Annotated in this window: 13 protein-coding genes; 7 read left to right on the top strand and 6 right to left on the bottom strand. The window is 63.7% G+C overall.

Going from position 1 to position 14,926, the window contains the following annotated elements:
- Window positions 1-14: 14 nt before the first annotated feature.
- Window positions 15-467, bottom strand: coding sequence for a hypothetical protein (locus D3242_RS11255; protein WP_064984389.1), 453 nt, complete (start codon window positions 465-467; stop codon window positions 15-17).
- Window positions 468-623: 156 nt separating this feature from the next.
- Between D3242_RS11255 and D3242_RS11250 the strand changes: the two genes are divergently transcribed.
- The 4 genes from D3242_RS11250 to D3242_RS11235 all read left to right on the top strand — a co-directional run bounded on the left by D3242_RS11250 (window position 624) and on the right by D3242_RS11235 (window position 6,211).
- A complete protein-coding gene (locus D3242_RS11250) occupies window positions 624-2,006 on the top strand; it encodes an aspartate aminotransferase family protein (protein ID WP_064984387.1) in 1,383 nt (460 codons plus the stop codon).
- 11 nt (window positions 2,007-2,017) lie between these two features.
- Window positions 2,018-3,418, top strand: a complete 1,401-nt coding sequence (locus tag D3242_RS11245; RefSeq protein ID WP_020629118.1) for a glutamine synthetase family protein — start codon at window positions 2,018-2,020, stop codon at window positions 3,416-3,418.
- Window positions 3,419-3,503: 85 nt separating this feature from the next.
- Complete coding sequence (locus tag D3242_RS11240) at window positions 3,504-4,739, top strand: putative DNA modification/repair radical SAM protein (RefSeq protein WP_064984386.1); 1,236 nt, start codon at window positions 3,504-3,506, stop codon at window positions 4,737-4,739.
- Window positions 4,740-4,741: 2 nt separating this feature from the next.
- Window positions 4,742-6,211, top strand: a complete 1,470-nt coding sequence (locus D3242_RS11235; RefSeq protein ID WP_064984384.1) for a UdgX family uracil-DNA binding protein — start codon at window positions 4,742-4,744, stop codon at window positions 6,209-6,211.
- Window positions 6,212-6,220: 9 nt separating this feature from the next.
- On the opposite strand, the gene D3242_RS11230 is transcribed toward D3242_RS11235, so the two are convergent.
- From D3242_RS11230 to D3242_RS11215, 4 genes are all read right to left on the bottom strand, one after another.
- The gene (locus D3242_RS11230; protein WP_064984382.1) at window positions 6,221-7,486 is read right to left on the bottom strand and encodes a glycerate kinase type-2 family protein; all 1,266 of its coding nucleotides are present in this window, start codon (window positions 7,484-7,486) and stop codon (window positions 6,221-6,223) included.
- On the bottom strand, window positions 7,483-7,986 hold the full coding sequence (locus D3242_RS11225; RefSeq protein ID WP_019862731.1) for a heme-degrading domain-containing protein: 504 nt from the start codon (window positions 7,984-7,986) through the stop codon (window positions 7,483-7,485). The genes D3242_RS11230 and D3242_RS11225 overlap by 4 nt, the downstream gene beginning before the upstream one ends.
- 78 nt (window positions 7,987-8,064) lie before the next feature.
- Window positions 8,065-9,378: a guanine deaminase gene (gene guaD, locus D3242_RS11220; protein WP_064984380.1), complete on the bottom strand. Its 1,314-nt coding sequence runs from the start codon at window positions 9,376-9,378 to the stop codon at window positions 8,065-8,067.
- Between the two features lie 2 nt (window positions 9,379-9,380).
- A complete protein-coding gene (locus D3242_RS11215) occupies window positions 9,381-10,598 on the bottom strand; it encodes a urate hydroxylase PuuD (protein ID WP_064984378.1) in 1,218 nt (405 codons plus the stop codon).
- Window positions 10,599-10,730: 132 nt separating this feature from the next.
- On the opposite strand from D3242_RS11215, the gene D3242_RS11210 reads away from it, so the two are divergent.
- The 3 genes from D3242_RS11210 to D3242_RS11200 all read left to right on the top strand — a co-directional run bounded on the left by D3242_RS11210 (window position 10,731) and on the right by D3242_RS11200 (window position 13,948).
- On the top strand, window positions 10,731-11,651 hold the full coding sequence (locus tag D3242_RS11210) for a LysR family transcriptional regulator (protein ID WP_010912979.1): 921 nt from the start codon (window positions 10,731-10,733) through the stop codon (window positions 11,649-11,651).
- Window positions 11,652-11,729: 78 nt separating this feature from the next.
- Window positions 11,730-12,704 carry an LLM class flavin-dependent oxidoreductase gene (locus D3242_RS11205; RefSeq protein ID WP_064984377.1) on the top strand — a complete coding sequence of 325 codons (975 nt, stop codon included), beginning with the start codon at window positions 11,730-11,732 and terminating at the stop codon, window positions 12,702-12,704.
- Complete coding sequence (locus tag D3242_RS11200) at window positions 12,701-13,948, top strand: LLM class flavin-dependent oxidoreductase (RefSeq protein ID WP_064984375.1); 1,248 nt, start codon at window positions 12,701-12,703, stop codon at window positions 13,946-13,948. Before D3242_RS11205 ends, D3242_RS11200 begins: the two co-directional genes overlap by 4 nt.
- Window positions 13,949-13,963: 15 nt before the next feature.
- Here the strand turns inward: D3242_RS11200 and xdhC are convergent, their stop codons facing one another.
- Window positions 13,964-14,866: a xanthine dehydrogenase accessory protein XdhC gene (xdhC, locus tag D3242_RS11195; protein ID WP_064984690.1), complete on the bottom strand. Its 903-nt coding sequence runs from the start codon at window positions 14,864-14,866 to the stop codon at window positions 13,964-13,966.
- Between the last annotated feature and the right edge of the window lie 60 nt (window positions 14,867-14,926).

The raw sequence follows: 14,926 nt of genomic DNA, 5'->3' as shown, positions 1-14,926 counted from the left end.
ACCGATCGGCGAGCCTACTCAGCCCCGCACGACACCTTGCCCGTCAGTTCCACCGGTTTGCCGTCCTTGTCCGTGTCGGCGGCGTTGTCATAGACGGCGAGCGTGTACTGCCCGTCATAGACGCCTTCGTCGCTGGCCTTGGTCAGGATCGTCAGCTCGACCGAATTGAAGGCGTTGGCCACCTCGTGCTCGTGGTAGATATTCAGCCGCAGTTCCTTGTCGTCCAGCCAGTACTGGGTCAGGTTGGAATCCTCGAACACCGTCTTGCGCAATCCATCGCCAGCCAGCCTCGCCTTGATTTCGAGATCGCCGCGAAAATTGAAGGTCGGGCCGCCCATGCCTCGGGTGACACCGGCGCCGACGTCGAATGTCACCGCCCTGTCGTCGACATTGCACCAGATGCCGCCCGAGGCGACGGCAGTGCCGGCCGACGCCAGTAGCATTGCCACACAGAGGATCGTCCGCATTTTTGTTCCCCCACCTCATTCCCGTTCATATTGGCGCTGACTTCGCCAGCACGGTCAAGCGCCGCGGGAGCAGGCTGAGCCAATGCAGGGCAGGCGCGCGGCCAATTGCGGTTGCGGACATGGATTGGCTAAGAGGGACGGACGAGAGGGGTTTTCATGCACAGCAGCGACGGTTCAAAGACGTCCATCGGCGGCATCAGCCGTGACCGCATCGTAGAATTGCGCGAGACCGAAGGCGCGGCCTTCCGCAAGGCGCGGCCGAAATCGCAGGCCAAGGTCAGCAACGGCCTGCCCGGCTTCTTCGGCGGCGTGCCGATGCACTGGATGAACGACTGGCCGACGCCATTTCCGATCCTTGTCGACAGCGCCAAGGGCGCTGCGATCACCGACATTGACGGTAACAGGCTCGACGATTTCTGCCTTGGCGACACCGGCTCGATGTTCGGCCATTCGCCGCCACCGGTGGCGCGGGCCATCCGCCGCCAGGCCGGGCGCGGCCTCACCTATATGCTGCCCTCGGAAGACGCGCTTGCCATCGGGCCGCTGCTGCAGCAGCATTTCGGCCTGCCATTCTGGCAGATCGCGACGACGGCGACCGACGCCAACCGCTTCTCGCTGCGCGTCGCCCGCGCCGTCACCGGGCGCGAAAAGATCTTGGTCTTCAACGGCTGCTACCACGGCTCGGTCGACGAGACGATGGTGCGGCTTATCGACGGCAAGCCGGTCAACCGGCCAGGACTGGCGGGCGAGTTCCGTGACCTGACCCGTACGGCGAAAGTCATCGAGTTCAACGATGTTGCAGCCCTTGAAGCAGCCCTCAAGGACAGGGATGTGGCCTGCGTCATCGCCGAGCCGGTGCTGACCAATTCCTGCATGGTGCTGGCCGACCCCGGCTTCCACGACGCGCTGCGCAGACTGACCCGCGAGACCGGCACGCTGCTCCTGATCGACGAGACACACACGATCTCGACCGGCCCCGGCGGCTACACCGGGAAGTACGGGCTCGACCCCGACTTCTTCGTGCTGGGCAAGCCGATCGCCGGCGGCGTGCCGGCAAGCGTGTGGGGCATGAGCGATGAAGTCGCCTCGCGCTATGCCGAGTACAACAGGACCAAGGAACCCGGCTATTCCGGCATGGGCACGACGCTGTCGGCCAACCCGCTGCAGTTCGCCACCATGCGCGCCACGCTCGAAGAGGTGATGACAGCGGAGAATTATGACCGCATGGACCATCTGGCGCGGCGTTTGGATGCCGGGCTGAACGGGGTGATCGACCACTATCGCCTGCCCTGGCATGTTGCCCGCGTCGGCGCCCGCGTCGAGTTCATCTGCGCGCTCGGACCGTTGCGCAACGGCGCCGAAGCCGAGACCGCGCATGCGCCGGAACTGGAGGCCGCCATCCATGTCGCGCTGGTCAATCGTGGCGTGCTGATCGCGCCCTTCCACAACATGATGCTGATCTCGCCGGCGACGTCAGGCGCACAGGTCAACCGGCTGATCAGCGCCTTCGGCGCTGTTGCGGCAAAGCTTGCGGCATGAGACAAGCGGCCATGGACAATGCCTTTGTGACCTCCCCGTCGGGGTCTTCGCCCACCGAGGCGCAAGCCTTTCTCGACGCCCATCCCGAGATCGAAGCCTTCGATATCGTGCTGACGGACGCCAATGGCGTGGGCCGCGGCAAGATCGTGCGCCGGCATGAGTTGAAAAGCATTTTCGAGGGCGGGCGGCACATGCCGATCTCGATCCTCGGCCTCGACATCACCGGCGAGGACGTGCACGAGACCGGACTGATCTGGACGACCGGCGACGGCGACCTCAGGGCATGGCCGATCCCCGGCACGCTGGTGCCCCTCTACGGCACCAATCCGCCGCGCGGCCAGGTGCTGATGGCGATGTATCACCTCGACGGCCTGCCGATGTCGTCGGACCCGCGCCTGGCGCTGGCCCGGCAGGTCGAGATCCTCGCGGCCAAGGGCCTTTACCCGGCCGGCGCCTTCGAGCTGGAATTCTTCCTATTGGCCAATGAGCGAGACGCCGACGGCAAGGTGCAGCCGGCGCGCGCCGTGCTTGATGGCCGCGTCTCGGGCAAGACGGAGGTCTATTCCGTCGACCACCTGCACGGCATGGAACCGCTGTTCTCAGACATCTATGCCGCCGCCAAGGCGCAAGGCATTCCGGCCGAGACGGTCATATCGGAATATGCGCCCGGCCAGTACGAGCTGACGCTGAACTACCGCAAGGATGTGATGCGGGCGGCCGACGACCTCGTCATGCTGAAGCGGCTGGTGCGGGCGCAGGCGCGCCGCCATGGCGTGACCGCCTGTTTCATGGCCAAGCCGATCGAGAAATATGCCGGCTCGGGCATGCATTTCCACGTCTCTCTGCAGGACAAGGCTGGCCGCAACGTGTTTACCGAAGCCGGCGGCGAGAGCTGGTCGCTACCCCTGTTGCAGGGTCTCGGCGGGCTGATCCAGACGATGGCGGAATCGATGCTGGTGTTTGCGCCGCACGCCAATTCCTGGCGGCGTTTCGTCTCGCAATCCTATGCGCCGGTGGCGCCGACCTGGGGCGTCAACAACCGCTCGGTGGCACTGCGCGTGCCGGCTGGCGACGCCAAGAACCGGCGCATAGAGCACCGGCCGTCCGGCGTCGACGCCAATCCCTATCTGATCGCCGCGACGGTACTGGCCGGCATCATCAAAGGCCTCGACGAAGGGCTCGATCCCGGCCCTGAAACGACCGGCAACGGCTATGAAGCAGCCGTTACCCGCACGACGATGCCGGCGGACTGGCGCGCCGCGATCGAAGCGGCCAAGGCCTCCAGCTTCCTGAAAGGCGCGCTCGGCGAGGATTTGCACCGCACCTTCGTGGCGATCAAACAGTCGGAATATCTGCGCGTGGCACGCACGGTCAGCGAACTGGATTACCATCTCTATTTGCACGAGGTGTGAGGACCTTGAGATGGCGGCGATCACTTTTTCGCCGCCTATGTCAAATGAGGTAGTGCGGCAGTTGCCCAGAACATATCATGAACGGATGAGCGCTCTCACCATCCGTGAAAAGCTGGCGATCCTTTCCGACGCCGCCAAATATGATGCTTCCTGTGCCTCATCGGGCTCGGCGAAGAAGGATTCGCAGCAATCCGGCGGCATCGGTTCCACCGAAGGCATGGGCATCTGCCATTCCTATGCACCGGACGGCCGCTGCATCTCGCTCCTGAAAATCCTGCTCACCAATTTTTGCATCTACGATTGCAGCTATTGCATCAACCGCTCGTCCTCGAATGTACGGCGCGCCCGCTTCAGCATCGACGAGGTGGTGAAGCTGACCATGGATTTTTACCGGCGCAACTACATCGAGGGACTGTTCCTGTCCTCAGGCGTCATCCGCTCGCCGGATGAAACCATGGGCGAGATGGTCGAGGTGGCGCGACGGCTGCGGCTGGAAGAGAAGTTTTCCGGCTATATCCATCTCAAAACCATTCCGGAAAGCTCTGCCGAACTGGTCGAGAAGGCGGGGCTCTATGCCGACCGGCTGTCGATCAATGTCGAGCTGCCCACCGATGAGGGCGTCAAGAAACTGGCGCCGGAAAAGAAGCCGGAAACGATCCGTCTTTCCATGGCCAGGCTGCGCCAGAAGATAGAGGAAAAGGCCGAGCCGACGCTGAGGACCAAGAAGCGCGAACGCTTTGCGCCGGGTGGCCAGTCGACGCAGATGATCGTCGGCGCCGACAAGACCTCGGACGACGGCATATTGCACACCAGCGCGCGGCTCTATGGCAGCTATCATCTGCGGCGGGTTTATTACTCGGCCTTCAGTCCGATCCCGGACTCGTCATCGTCGCTGCCGCTGCAGAAGCCACCGCTGATGCGCGAACACCGGCTCTACCAGGCCGACTGGCTGATGCGTTTTTACGGGTTCTCGCAGCCGGAAATCCTGGCCGGCAGCAGCGATGGCATGCTTGATCTCGCCATCGACCCGAAGCTCGCCTGGGCGCTGCGCAATCGAGGCCAGTTTCCAGTCGACATCAATCGCGCGGATCGCGAGGCGCTGCTGCGCGTGCCTGGCCTCGGCACCAAGGTGGTGGCAAGAATCCTGGAGACGCGGCGCCACCGGCGAATGCGGCTCGAAGATGTCGGGCGGATCTGTCAGTCGATCGCCAAGCTTCGGCCATTCATCATCGCCGAAGGCTGGTCGCCAGGCGCTGTCACCGACAAAACCGGCCTGCGCGACACCATCGTGCGTTCCTGCGAACAGCTGTCGTTGTTTTGACCATGCCGTCGGCCGAGCTCAACCTTGCCCGATACAGTGTCTTGCTCGAAAGCGAGACCGATTTTGCCGGTTGGCGCGACGCGGCCCGTCGCCTGGCGCTGAACGAGGTCAGGCCCGAGGATATCAGCTGGCATGTCGCGGCCGGTTCGGACCGGACGCGGAACGATTTGCCGGCCGCGCCGCAAGGCTCACAACTCGTGGTGCCGCGCGACTTCATCGGGCAGGCGGAAACCGCCTTCTGCCATTCCGATCCCACCCGGTTCGCCTTTCTCTACCGGATGCTGTGGCGGCTGCGCAGCGAGCCTAAGCTGCTGTCGATCGCCTCGGATCCCGACACCAGGCGGCTTGAGGCCATGGAAAAAGCGGTGCGGCGCGACAGCCACAAGATGCATGCCTTCGTGCGCTTCCGGAAGATAGGCGATGGCGCCGAGGAGCGTTATGTTGCCTGGTTCGAGCCTGATCATTTCATCGTTGAGCGCAATGCGGATTTCTTCGTCAGGCGCTTCACGGGCATGCGCTGGACGATCCTGACGCCGCACACCTCCGCCGATTGGGATGGTGAAAGGCTGGCGATCGGGCCGGGTGCGGCCAAAGGCGATGCTCCGACTGAGGATGATACCGAGGCGCTGTGGCGCACCTATTTCGAGAACATCTTCAATCCAGCGCGGCTGAAGGTGAAGGCCATGCAGAAGGAGATGCCGAAGAAATATTGGCGGAACCTTCCCGAGGCCTCGCTCATTCCAGAGCTGATCGCAGGAGCGGACAAGGCCGCCAAGGAGATGATTGCCAGAATGCCGACAACGCCCGCACCGCACCACGCCAAGGTGCAGGCAAAGCATTGGCCAAAGCGTGAGCCGACACAGACGCCGGGAGGTGATGCCGCCAGCAGCATTTCCGAGCTGCGCGAGGCCGCGAAAGGCTGCCGCCGCTGCCCGTTATGGCGCGATGCGACGCAGACCGTGTTCGGCGAAGGGCCTGACAATGCCAAGGTCATCTTCGTCGGCGAACAGCCCGGCGATCAGGAGGACCTCGCCGGCAAACCTTTCGTCGGTCCGGCCGGCAAGGTGTTCGACGCGATCCTCGACGAGGCGGAGGTGGATCGCCAAAAAGTCTACGTTACCAACGCGGTCAAGCACTTCAAATTCGAGCCGCGCGGCAAGCGCCGTATCCATTCCAAGCCGAATGCCGGTGAGGTGCAGGCCTGCCGCTGGTGGATCGACAGGGAATTCGCACTGATCAAACCGGATCTTGCCGTGGCGCTCGGCGCTACGGCTGCCTTGTCTTTGCTGGGCAAGGCCATACCGGTGACAAAGATGCGCGGCCAAGTGATCGAACGAGAGGATGGCCTGCGCGTGTTCATCACCATCCATCCCTCCTTCATCCTGCGCATCCATGAGCCGGCCGACAAGGAGGCCGAGCGCGAGCGTTTCCTGCGGGATATGAGAGAGGTGAAGCGGTTGATGGTTGCCTGAACCGGTCGCCTATCGGATCAGGATCGCCCTGAGATCATTGACATTCGTGCCGGTCGGCCCCGGCACGAAAAGATCGCCAACTGCATTGAACGCCGTCCAGGCATTGTTGCCGGCCAGCATTGCCTTGGCATCGACGCTTGCAGCGCGCATGCGCGAGACGGTCGAACCGTCGGCGAAGGCCCCGGCATTGTTTTCCGAACCGTCGATGCCGTCGGTGTCGGCGGCCAGGGCGTGAATGCCTTGCACGCCGTTGATGCCAAGGGCGAAGGCGAGCAGGAATTCCGAATTGCGGCCGCCCTTGCCTTTTGCCCGCAAGGTCACGGTTGTTTCGCCGCCCGAGAGAATGAGCACCGGTTTCGAAAATGGCCGGTCGCGCGTCGCCACTTCGCGGGCAATGGCGGCATGGACGCCGCCGACCTCACGCGCTTCGCCCTCGATGGCATCGGAGAGGATGACGGCCTCTATCCCTTGCCGCTTGGCTTCCGCCGCTGCCGCTTCCAGCGACACGCCGGCCGAGGCGATCAGATGCACTTCGTTGCGCGAAAAACGCTCATCTCCAGGGTTTGGCGCATCGGCCGCCGGCGAACTGATATGCGCCATCACCGAAGCCGGCAGCTTCATGCCATAGGCAGATATCGACGCCAACGCGTCTTCCCGGCTGCCGGTATCGGGGATCGTCGGACCGGAGGCGACAAGAGCCGGGTTGTCACCGGGAATGTCGGAGACAACCAGCGACACCACCTTGGCCGGCCAGGCAGCGGCGGCCAGCCGGCCGCCCTTGATGGTCGAGACATGCTTGCGGATGGTGTTCATGGCCGCGATCGGCGCGCCGGAGGCAAGCAGCGCCTCGTTGACGGCAATCTCGTCGGCCAGCGTCAGGTTGGCCGCCGGCGACGGCAGCAGCGCCGAACCGCCGCCGGAAATCAGCGCCACGACCAGATCGTCCGCCGTCAGGCCCTGGACCTTTTCCAGCAGTCGCCGTGAGGCTTCCAATCCGGCAGCGTCCGGCACTGGATGCGCCGCCTCGATGATCTCGATGCGTTCGCATTTCGCGCCATAGCCGTAGCGCGTGACGACCAGCCCTTCGATCGGCCCGTCCCAGACCTTCTCGAAGGCAGCCGCCATCTGCGCCGAGCCTTTGCCGGCGCCGATGACGATGGTGCGACCCTTCGGCCTGGCCGGCAGATGATCCCTGATCGTTCGCTCCGGATCGGCGGCGGCAACGGCGGCGTTGAAGATGGAGGTGAGAAAGGCCTTGGGATCGAGCACGGTCATTCGGCGTCCGTAGCCAGTGCCAGCCCACGCTTGTCGACACCCAAGTGGTCGCACAGCGCATCGACGACCACGCCGTGATCCTCGCGCTCCGGCAGCCCGGAAACCGCGATCACGCCGATAACGCCGGCGCCCTTGACCGTCACCGGAAAACCGCCGCCGGCGAGCACATAGTCGGAGATGTCGAGGCCCTCGCCGATCTTGAAGGCGCGGTCGGGGCGTTGCTGCTCCAGCACCATGCGGTAAGTGCTCCTCAGGAACCGTTTCACCACATTGATCTTGCGGCGCGCCCAATCGGGATTGGAAGCATTCGACCCCGGCATGGCCGCATAGAACAGCGGCCGGTCCCACAGCCTGATGTCGACGATGATGGGCAGGTTTTCGGTGATTGCGCGGTGGCGGATGGCGGAGCCGATCTTGAAGGCGACGGCCTCATCGAAGGCTGGGAAGACAAGAACTTCTTCCTGTTTCCGGATCAGAGCGATGTCGTCAGCAACGGCCATGTCGTTCCCCTGTCAACTTCGCCGCACGCTTTGACCGATGGCTGCCGCCGGGTCAAGCAATGAACGCACCCCGGCGCTCTAATTCGCCATATCGCTCTTGGCCGCCCGCCCCGCGACATAGACCTCGCGCACGGCGCGGTCGTCGCCCAGGGTCTGCAGCAGGAACAATTCCTGCGCCAGCGTCTGCGCCGTTTCCATCCTCAGCCGCATCGCCGGCGTCGCCCTAGCGTCGAGCACGACGATATCGGCGTCGGTGCCTTGATCCAGCGTGCCGATCTTGCCGGCCACGGACAGCGCCTCGGCATTGCCGCGCGTGATCTGCCAGAAGGACTGGAACGGGTTGAGCTTCTCGCCATTCAGCGCGATCACCTTGTAGCCCTCGTCCATGGTGCGCAGCATGGAGTAATTGGTGCCGCCGCCGACATCGGTGGCGGCGGCTATGCGCAGCGACTTTTCCCGGCGGCGAAAGCGCTGGTAGTCGAACAGGCCGGAGCCGAGGAACAGGTTCGAGGTCGGGCAGAACACCGCCACCGAGCCGCTCTCTGAAAGCGCATCGGCCTCGCGCTCCGACAGATGGATGCAGTGGCCAAACAGGCTGTTTTTGCCCAGCAAGCCGTAATGTTCGTAGACATCGGTGTAGTCGCGCGACCACGGGTAAAGCTGCTGCGTGAAGGCGATTTCGGCGTGGTTTTCGGACAGATGCGTCTGCATGTGCAGGTCGGGATGCTCGCGGCACAGCGCGCCGGCCATCTCCATCTGCTCCGGCGAGGAGGTGATGGCGAAGCGCGGCGTAATGGCATAGTGCTGGCGCCCCTTGCCGTGCCACTCCCTGATCAGCGCCTTGGTGTCGTCATAGCCGGATTGCGGCGTGTCGAGCACGCCTTCGGGCGCATTGCGGTCCATCATCACCTTGCCGGCGATGTTGAGCATGTTGCGGTCATGCGACTCGGCGAAAAAGGCTTCGGCGGAAGCCTTGTGCACCGAGCAGTAGGCAGCCACCGTCGTGGTGCCGTGCCGCACCATCTCATCGAGGAACAGCCGCGCGATGCGGCGGCCATGCTGGGCGTTGGCGAATTTCGTTTCTTCCGGAAAAGTGTAGGTGTTGAGCCAGTCGAGCAGTTCGGCGCCGTAGGAGGCGATGACCTGCATCTGCGGGAAATGCACATGGGTGTCGATGAAGCCCGGCAGCAAGAGGTGCGGCCGGTGATCGATTTTCTTGGCCCCCTCACCGGCCTGCTTCTCGACGTCCGCATAGGCGCCTGATGCAACGATCTTGCCGTCGCTGATCACCAGGCCGCCATCTTCCTCGTAGCGCCAGGCCGAATGGTCGTCGATGGTCTCGGGCCAGCGCACGAAGGACAGCATGCGGCCGCGCAGAAGTGTCGAATTCATGCTTATTTCCCCGCGCCTTCGAACCAGGCCACCAGCAGCGCCCGCTCCTTGTCGGTGATCTGGCTGACATTGGCGGGGGGCATGGCGTGGCTGCGGCCGGCCTGCAGATAGATCTCGCGGGCGTGGTTGGCGATATCAGCATCGGTGTCGAGCATCACCCCCTTGGGCGCGTGATAGATGCCTTCATAGACCGGCTCTTGCGCATGGCACATCGAGCAGCGGCCGAGCACGGTGTCGCGCACCGCCGGGAAATGCGCGGAAGCGATGTAGATATCCGCCGAGGCGGAGGCCTTGGGCTCACCGGTCAGCACCTTCGGCACGGTCGACAGCCAGATGATGATGATGAACAGGACAAGCGCGCCGAGCCAGGTCCAGTGCGGGTTGCCGGCCCGCTTGTGCACGGTGTTGAAATAGTGCCGGATCAGCACGCCGATGATGAACACCAGCGAGGCGATGACCCAATTGAACTGCGTGCCGAACGCCAGGGGATAGTGGTTCGACAGCATCAGGAACAGAACGGGCAGCGTCAGATAGTTGTTGTGGAGCGAGCGCTGCTTGGCGATCTTGCCGTATTTCGGGTCAGGCTTGCGGCCGGCGATCAGGTCGGCGACGACGATCTTCTGGTTGGGGATGATGACCATGAAGACGTTGGCCGACATGATCGTGGCGGTGATGGCGCCCAGGTGCAGGAAGGCGGCGCGGCCGGTGAACAGATGCGTCAGCCCCCAGGCGATGAACACCAGCACGCAGTAAAGCACCAACATCAGGCCGGTATCGCTTTTTCCCAGCGGCGAGCGGCACAGGAGATCATAGACCACCCAGCCGACGCCGATCGTGGCCATGGACAAAAGGATGCCGACCGGCACCGACATTGGCAGCACATTGGGATCGATCAGGAACAGGTCGGCGCCGGCATAGTAGACCACGCACAGCATGGCGAAGCCGGACAGCCAGGTGGCGTAGGATTCCCATTTGAACCAGGTCAGGTGCTCCGGCATCTCGGCCGGCGCCACCAAATATTTCTGGATGTGGTAGAAGCCGCCGCCATGCACCTGCCATTCCTCGCCGAAGGCGCCGGCCGGCATGCCCGGACGCTGGCGCAGGCCGAGATCGAGCGCTACGAAATAGAAGGACGAGCCGATCCAGGCGATGCCGGTGATGACATGCAGCCACCGCACGGCGAAGCTCAGCCAGTCCCAGAAAATCGCGAAATCCATCATTGAAGTCGTCCCTGCCGATGACGCGACTTTACGGTGTCGCACGCAAACGGAAAGAGGCGAGGTGTACGATGACTTTCAAAAAAAAATGGAAAATACTAGGCTAATCGCTGCAAACCGGCGAAGGTGCTCCGAATGGCCTATCTCGACAACATCGCCGTCTTCGTCCGCGTCGTCGAACTCGGCAATCTGTCGGCGGCTGGCCGCGACATGCGCATTTCTCCGGCGGTCGCCTCCAACCGCATCAAGGAACTGGAGAAGCATCTGGGCGTGCGGCTGTTCAACCGTACGACGCGGCAATTGATGCCGACCGAGCATGGCACGGTTTTCTACTCGGGCGCCAAGCAGGTGCTGGAGGCGATCACCGAGGCGGAAGCCGCGGTGTCCGCCTTGTCCGGCCAGCCGCGCGGCACCATTCGCGTGACAGCGCCACTCGGCCTCGGGCGCCGGCTGGTGGCCTCGGGCATTCCCGATTTCCACGACAAATATCCTGACATCGAGGTGCGGCTGAGGCTCTCGGACCACAATGTCGACATCATGAAGGAAGGCATCGACGTCGCTTTCCGGCTCGGCATCATCGAGGATTCCAGCCTCAGGATGCGCGGCATCATGGAATGCGAGCGGGTGCTGGTGGCGGCGCCGAAATATCTGGAGGCGCGCGGCGAGCCGGCCGAGCCGCAGGAGCTGATCGGCAAGAAACACGACTGCCTGATGCTGCGCTATTCCGGTGCGCGCGAATATGTCTGGACGCTGCAGACCCCCACAGGGCCGCAGAAATTCGAGGTGCATGGGCCTTACGACACGGACGATGGCGACGTGCTGACCGGCTGGGCACTGTCGGGACGCGGCATCATCAACAAGCCGCGCTTCGAGGTCGAACCGTTCATCCGCGACCGGCGGCTTCAGGTGATCCTGGCCAACACGCCGCCGACGCCGGTGCAGTTCGCCGCCGTCTATCCGCACAAGAAGCTGCAGGACCCCAAGGTACGGCTGCTGCTGGACTTCATGGCGGAGCGCTGCCAGCGGTTGATCAAGGATATCCTGGCCGGCAAGTAATCGGCTGGCCGACAAGTGAGGGTCCACTGGTCTATCCGCCGGACTTGCCTTGCGCACCGGCGAACCTAGGTTGACGCAATGCATCTCGCCATTTCGCTCAACATCGCTGCCGCCAAAGGACAGGCCGTTCTGGATTTCGGAGAGATCAAGACCTTCGTGCGAGCGGCAGAGGCGGCCGGCATCGACATGGTCGTGATTTCCGATTCCGCGGAAGGGTTATCAAGCAGCCCATTCGAAGCGACAACGCTGCTGGCCTCCCTGGCGACCGTCACCGATAAGATTGGACTGGTTGCCTCGGCCTCGACGGTTGCCCATCAGCCCTACAATCTGGCGCGCCGTTTTGCCTCGCTCGACATCATCAGTCATGGCCGCGCAGGCTGGCATGCGACGATGGCGCAAGGCCCACGCGAAGCCGCCAATTTCAGCCGGCCGGAAGGATTTTCCGACACGGACTTTCGCCGCAGCGAGGAATATATCGGCATCGTTCAAGGCCTGTGGCAGGGCTGGGATGCCGACGCGTTGCTGTTCGACAAGACCGGCGGCAGATTCCATGATCCCGAGAAAATGCACCTGCTCGATCACAAGGGCGAGTTCTTCTCCGTGCGCGGGCCGCTGAACGTCGCGCGTTCGCCGCAGGATGCGCCGGTGCTGGTGCTGTCGGGCCTAACAGAAGCCGATTTCGACATTGCCGCCCGCACTGCCGATGTCATTTTGTTGGAGAGCGGAACGGCCGAGAGCGCGAAAACACGCTTTGATGATCTGAGGCGTCGTGCCACGGCCGCTGGGCGCGATCCGGACGCCGTGAAGGTGCTGACGAATATCTCGTTCGCCCCCGACGATGAGCCGGCCGCCAGCATGGACAGGCTGGAAACCCAATTGCGGGCGAAAAGCTGCGATGGCTTCAACATCCAGTTGCCCGCGCAGCACTCAGCGCTCGACGATTTCGCCGATCGTGTTCTGCCGGCGTTGCGGCAACGCGGCCTTGTTCGAGAGGGCTATCGCGGGGCGACGCTGCGCTCGCATCTTGGACTTGCCGGCGGAGGTGACCAATGACCGCGCAGATGAAGCTCGGCGCCTTCCTCTGGGCGACTGGTCACCACATCGCTGCCTGGCGGCACCCGAAAGCGCATGTCATGGCCGGCATCGACATCGACCACTACATCCAGCTGGCGCGCACGGCGGAAGCGGCGAAATTCGACATGATCTTCTGCGAGGACGCCGCGGGCCTGCGCGAAGCCAATGTCGGCATCGCCAGCCAGACGTCGCGCTCGATCGGCTTCGAGCCTATCAGCCTGCTGTCGGCACTGGCCGTGCGGACCAGCCACATCGGCCTCGTTTCGACGGCGTCGACAAGCTACAACGAGCCTTACGGGCTGTCGCGGACCTTTCTGTCGCTCGACCATCTGAGCGGCGGCCGGGCCGGCTGGAACCTGGTCACCTCGGCCAGCCCGATCGAAGCAGCCAATTTCGGCTCGACGGGCCTCAAGCCCCATGCCGACCGCTACGAGCGTGCGCGCGAGTTCGCCGAGGTGGTCACCGGATTGTGGCACGGCAAGGCTCCCGGCCATCACGGCCAGAGCTTTTCGGTGCGCGACCCGCTCGACCTGCCCCGTTCGCCGCAGGGCGCGCCGGTCATGGTCCAGGCCGGCGCCTCGGATGTCGGCCGCGACCTTGCTGCCCGCACCGCCGACGTGGTGTTCACGGCAGCGCAGACTTTTGAGGAAGCCAAAGCCTTCTACGATGATCTCAAGGAGCGCATGGCCGCCTATGGGCGTGAGCCCGACGACATCAAGATCATGCCCGGCGTGTCGCCCGTGGTGGCGGAAACCGAGGCCGAGGCCCGCGAGAAGCACGAGGAATTGCAGGAACTGATCCCCGACGATGTCGGCGTGGCGCTGCTCTCCAGCTACCTCAGCATCTCCGATCTCTGGCGCTATCCGATCGACGGGCCGCTGCCCGAACTGCCGGAGAGCGAGGGCATGAAAAGCCGGCAGGCGCTGGTCGTCGAGCAATCGCGCCGCGACGGCCTTTCCATCCGCCAGCTGGCTCGCCACTTCGCCGGTGCGCGCGGCCATTGGCGCATTGTCGGTACGGCGGCGCAAGTGGCAGACGAGTTGCAGGCGCGGTTCGAAGGCGGGGCGGCCGACGGCTTCAATGTCATGCCGTCCTATTTCCCGGGCGAGCTTGATGCCTTTGCCACGCTCGTCGTGCCGGAACTGCAGCGGCGCGGCCTGTTTCGCCGGGAGTATGAGGGTCGCACGTTGCGCGACCATCTGGGCTTGAGACGGCCGGCCTGAGCACCAGCAAAAAACTTAGCCGGCCATCTCCCTGTCATGCGGACGGTCGGCATTTGGTGCGGTGTTGTGACTGACCAGCGCCGTCATGATTTCGGCGGCTGCAAGTGCGGCAATGACTTGGGGGCGCTTGTCCTTGACGGCGTCGCCGCCGATCGGCGTGACGAGGCGGGCAAATTCCGCATCGCTGCCATCCGCCGATTTCAGGAACCAGTTCCTGAACGTGGCTTTCTTGGTCTTCGAGCCGATCATGCCGACATAGGCCGCATCGTCGCGTTTCAGCGCTTCGGCGACGATCAGGAAATCAAGCGCGTGGTCATGGGTGAGGATGGCGAAAGCAGTGCCGGCGGGCGCGTTGCGCACCTCGGCCTCAGGCATCGGCGTCAGCCGCGTCTCGACGGTTTCCGGCATGCCTTGCAGCGCCTCGGCCCGCGTCTCGATGACGACTCCGTGTACGGGAAGGAGCGCAATCGTCGACGCCAGCGCCTGGCCGACATGGCCGCCACCGAAGATATAGACGTGCGGCAGGTGGGCTTCTTCGACTTCGGCCGCCGAAACCAACTCAGCAGCGAGCGCGCTGTCGACAAGCCGGATCAAGACTTCGACGCGCCCGCCACAGCATTGGCCAATCTCGGGCCCGAGAGGCACGTCGAGCGTGGCGCAGACTTCATCGACCTCGATGCGGGCCTCTTTGCCCTCTAGCTTGCGGTGAAATGAAGACGCCACCGTCTGCCGCGCCTTGTCGATCGCCATATATTCGAGCTGGCCGCCGCCGATCGTGCCGAAAGTCGCCTCCCGCGAGACGAGCATGAAGGCGCCCTTCTCGCGCGGCGTCGAGCCCTTGGTGCCGGCCACTTCGACCAAGGCGATGCGACCTTGGCCAGCCAGGAAGTCTTTCAGGCTTTGCACTTTCGAATTCATCATTCGCATTCCCGTGCGGGAAACATAGGGTTTTTCGGCCTGAATTGCACGTTTTGCCGG

This window comes from Mesorhizobium jarvisii (assembly GCF_003601985.1).
Lineage (GTDB): Bacteria > Pseudomonadota > Alphaproteobacteria > Rhizobiales > Rhizobiaceae > Mesorhizobium > Mesorhizobium jarvisii.
Note: the sequence above shows the minus strand (reverse complement) of the source record. Positions and strands in the feature narration are given on the sequence as shown.

Coding starts and splice junctions, on each gene's coding strand:
- D3242_RS11255 (WP_064984389.1), bottom strand. CDS start 467: ATGCGGACGATCCTCTGTGTGGCAATGCTACTGGCGTCGGCCGGCACT.
- D3242_RS11250 (WP_064984387.1), top strand. CDS start 624: ATGCACAGCAGCGACGGTTCAAAGACGTCCATCGGCGGCATCAGCCGT.
- D3242_RS11245 (WP_020629118.1), top strand. CDS start 2,018: ATGGACAATGCCTTTGTGACCTCCCCGTCGGGGTCTTCGCCCACCGAG.
- D3242_RS11240 (WP_064984386.1), top strand. CDS start 3,504: ATGAGCGCTCTCACCATCCGTGAAAAGCTGGCGATCCTTTCCGACGCC.
- D3242_RS11235 (WP_064984384.1), top strand. CDS start 4,742: ATGCCGTCGGCCGAGCTCAACCTTGCCCGATACAGTGTCTTGCTCGAA.
- D3242_RS11230 (WP_064984382.1), bottom strand. CDS start 7,486: ATGACCGTGCTCGATCCCAAGGCCTTTCTCACCTCCATCTTCAACGCC.
- D3242_RS11225 (WP_019862731.1), bottom strand. CDS start 7,986: ATGGCCGTTGCTGACGACATCGCTCTGATCCGGAAACAGGAAGAAGTT.
- guaD (WP_064984380.1), bottom strand. CDS start 9,378: ATGAATTCGACACTTCTGCGCGGCCGCATGCTGTCCTTCGTGCGCTGG.
- D3242_RS11215 (WP_064984378.1), bottom strand. CDS start 10,598: ATGATGGATTTCGCGATTTTCTGGGACTGGCTGAGCTTCGCCGTGCGG.
- D3242_RS11210 (WP_010912979.1), top strand. CDS start 10,731: ATGGCCTATCTCGACAACATCGCCGTCTTCGTCCGCGTCGTCGAACTC.
- D3242_RS11205 (WP_064984377.1), top strand. CDS start 11,730: ATGCATCTCGCCATTTCGCTCAACATCGCTGCCGCCAAAGGACAGGCC.
- D3242_RS11200 (WP_064984375.1), top strand. CDS start 12,701: ATGACCGCGCAGATGAAGCTCGGCGCCTTCCTCTGGGCGACTGGTCAC.
- xdhC (WP_064984690.1), bottom strand. CDS start 14,866: ATGAATTCGAAAGTGCAAAGCCTGAAAGACTTCCTGGCTGGCCAAGGT.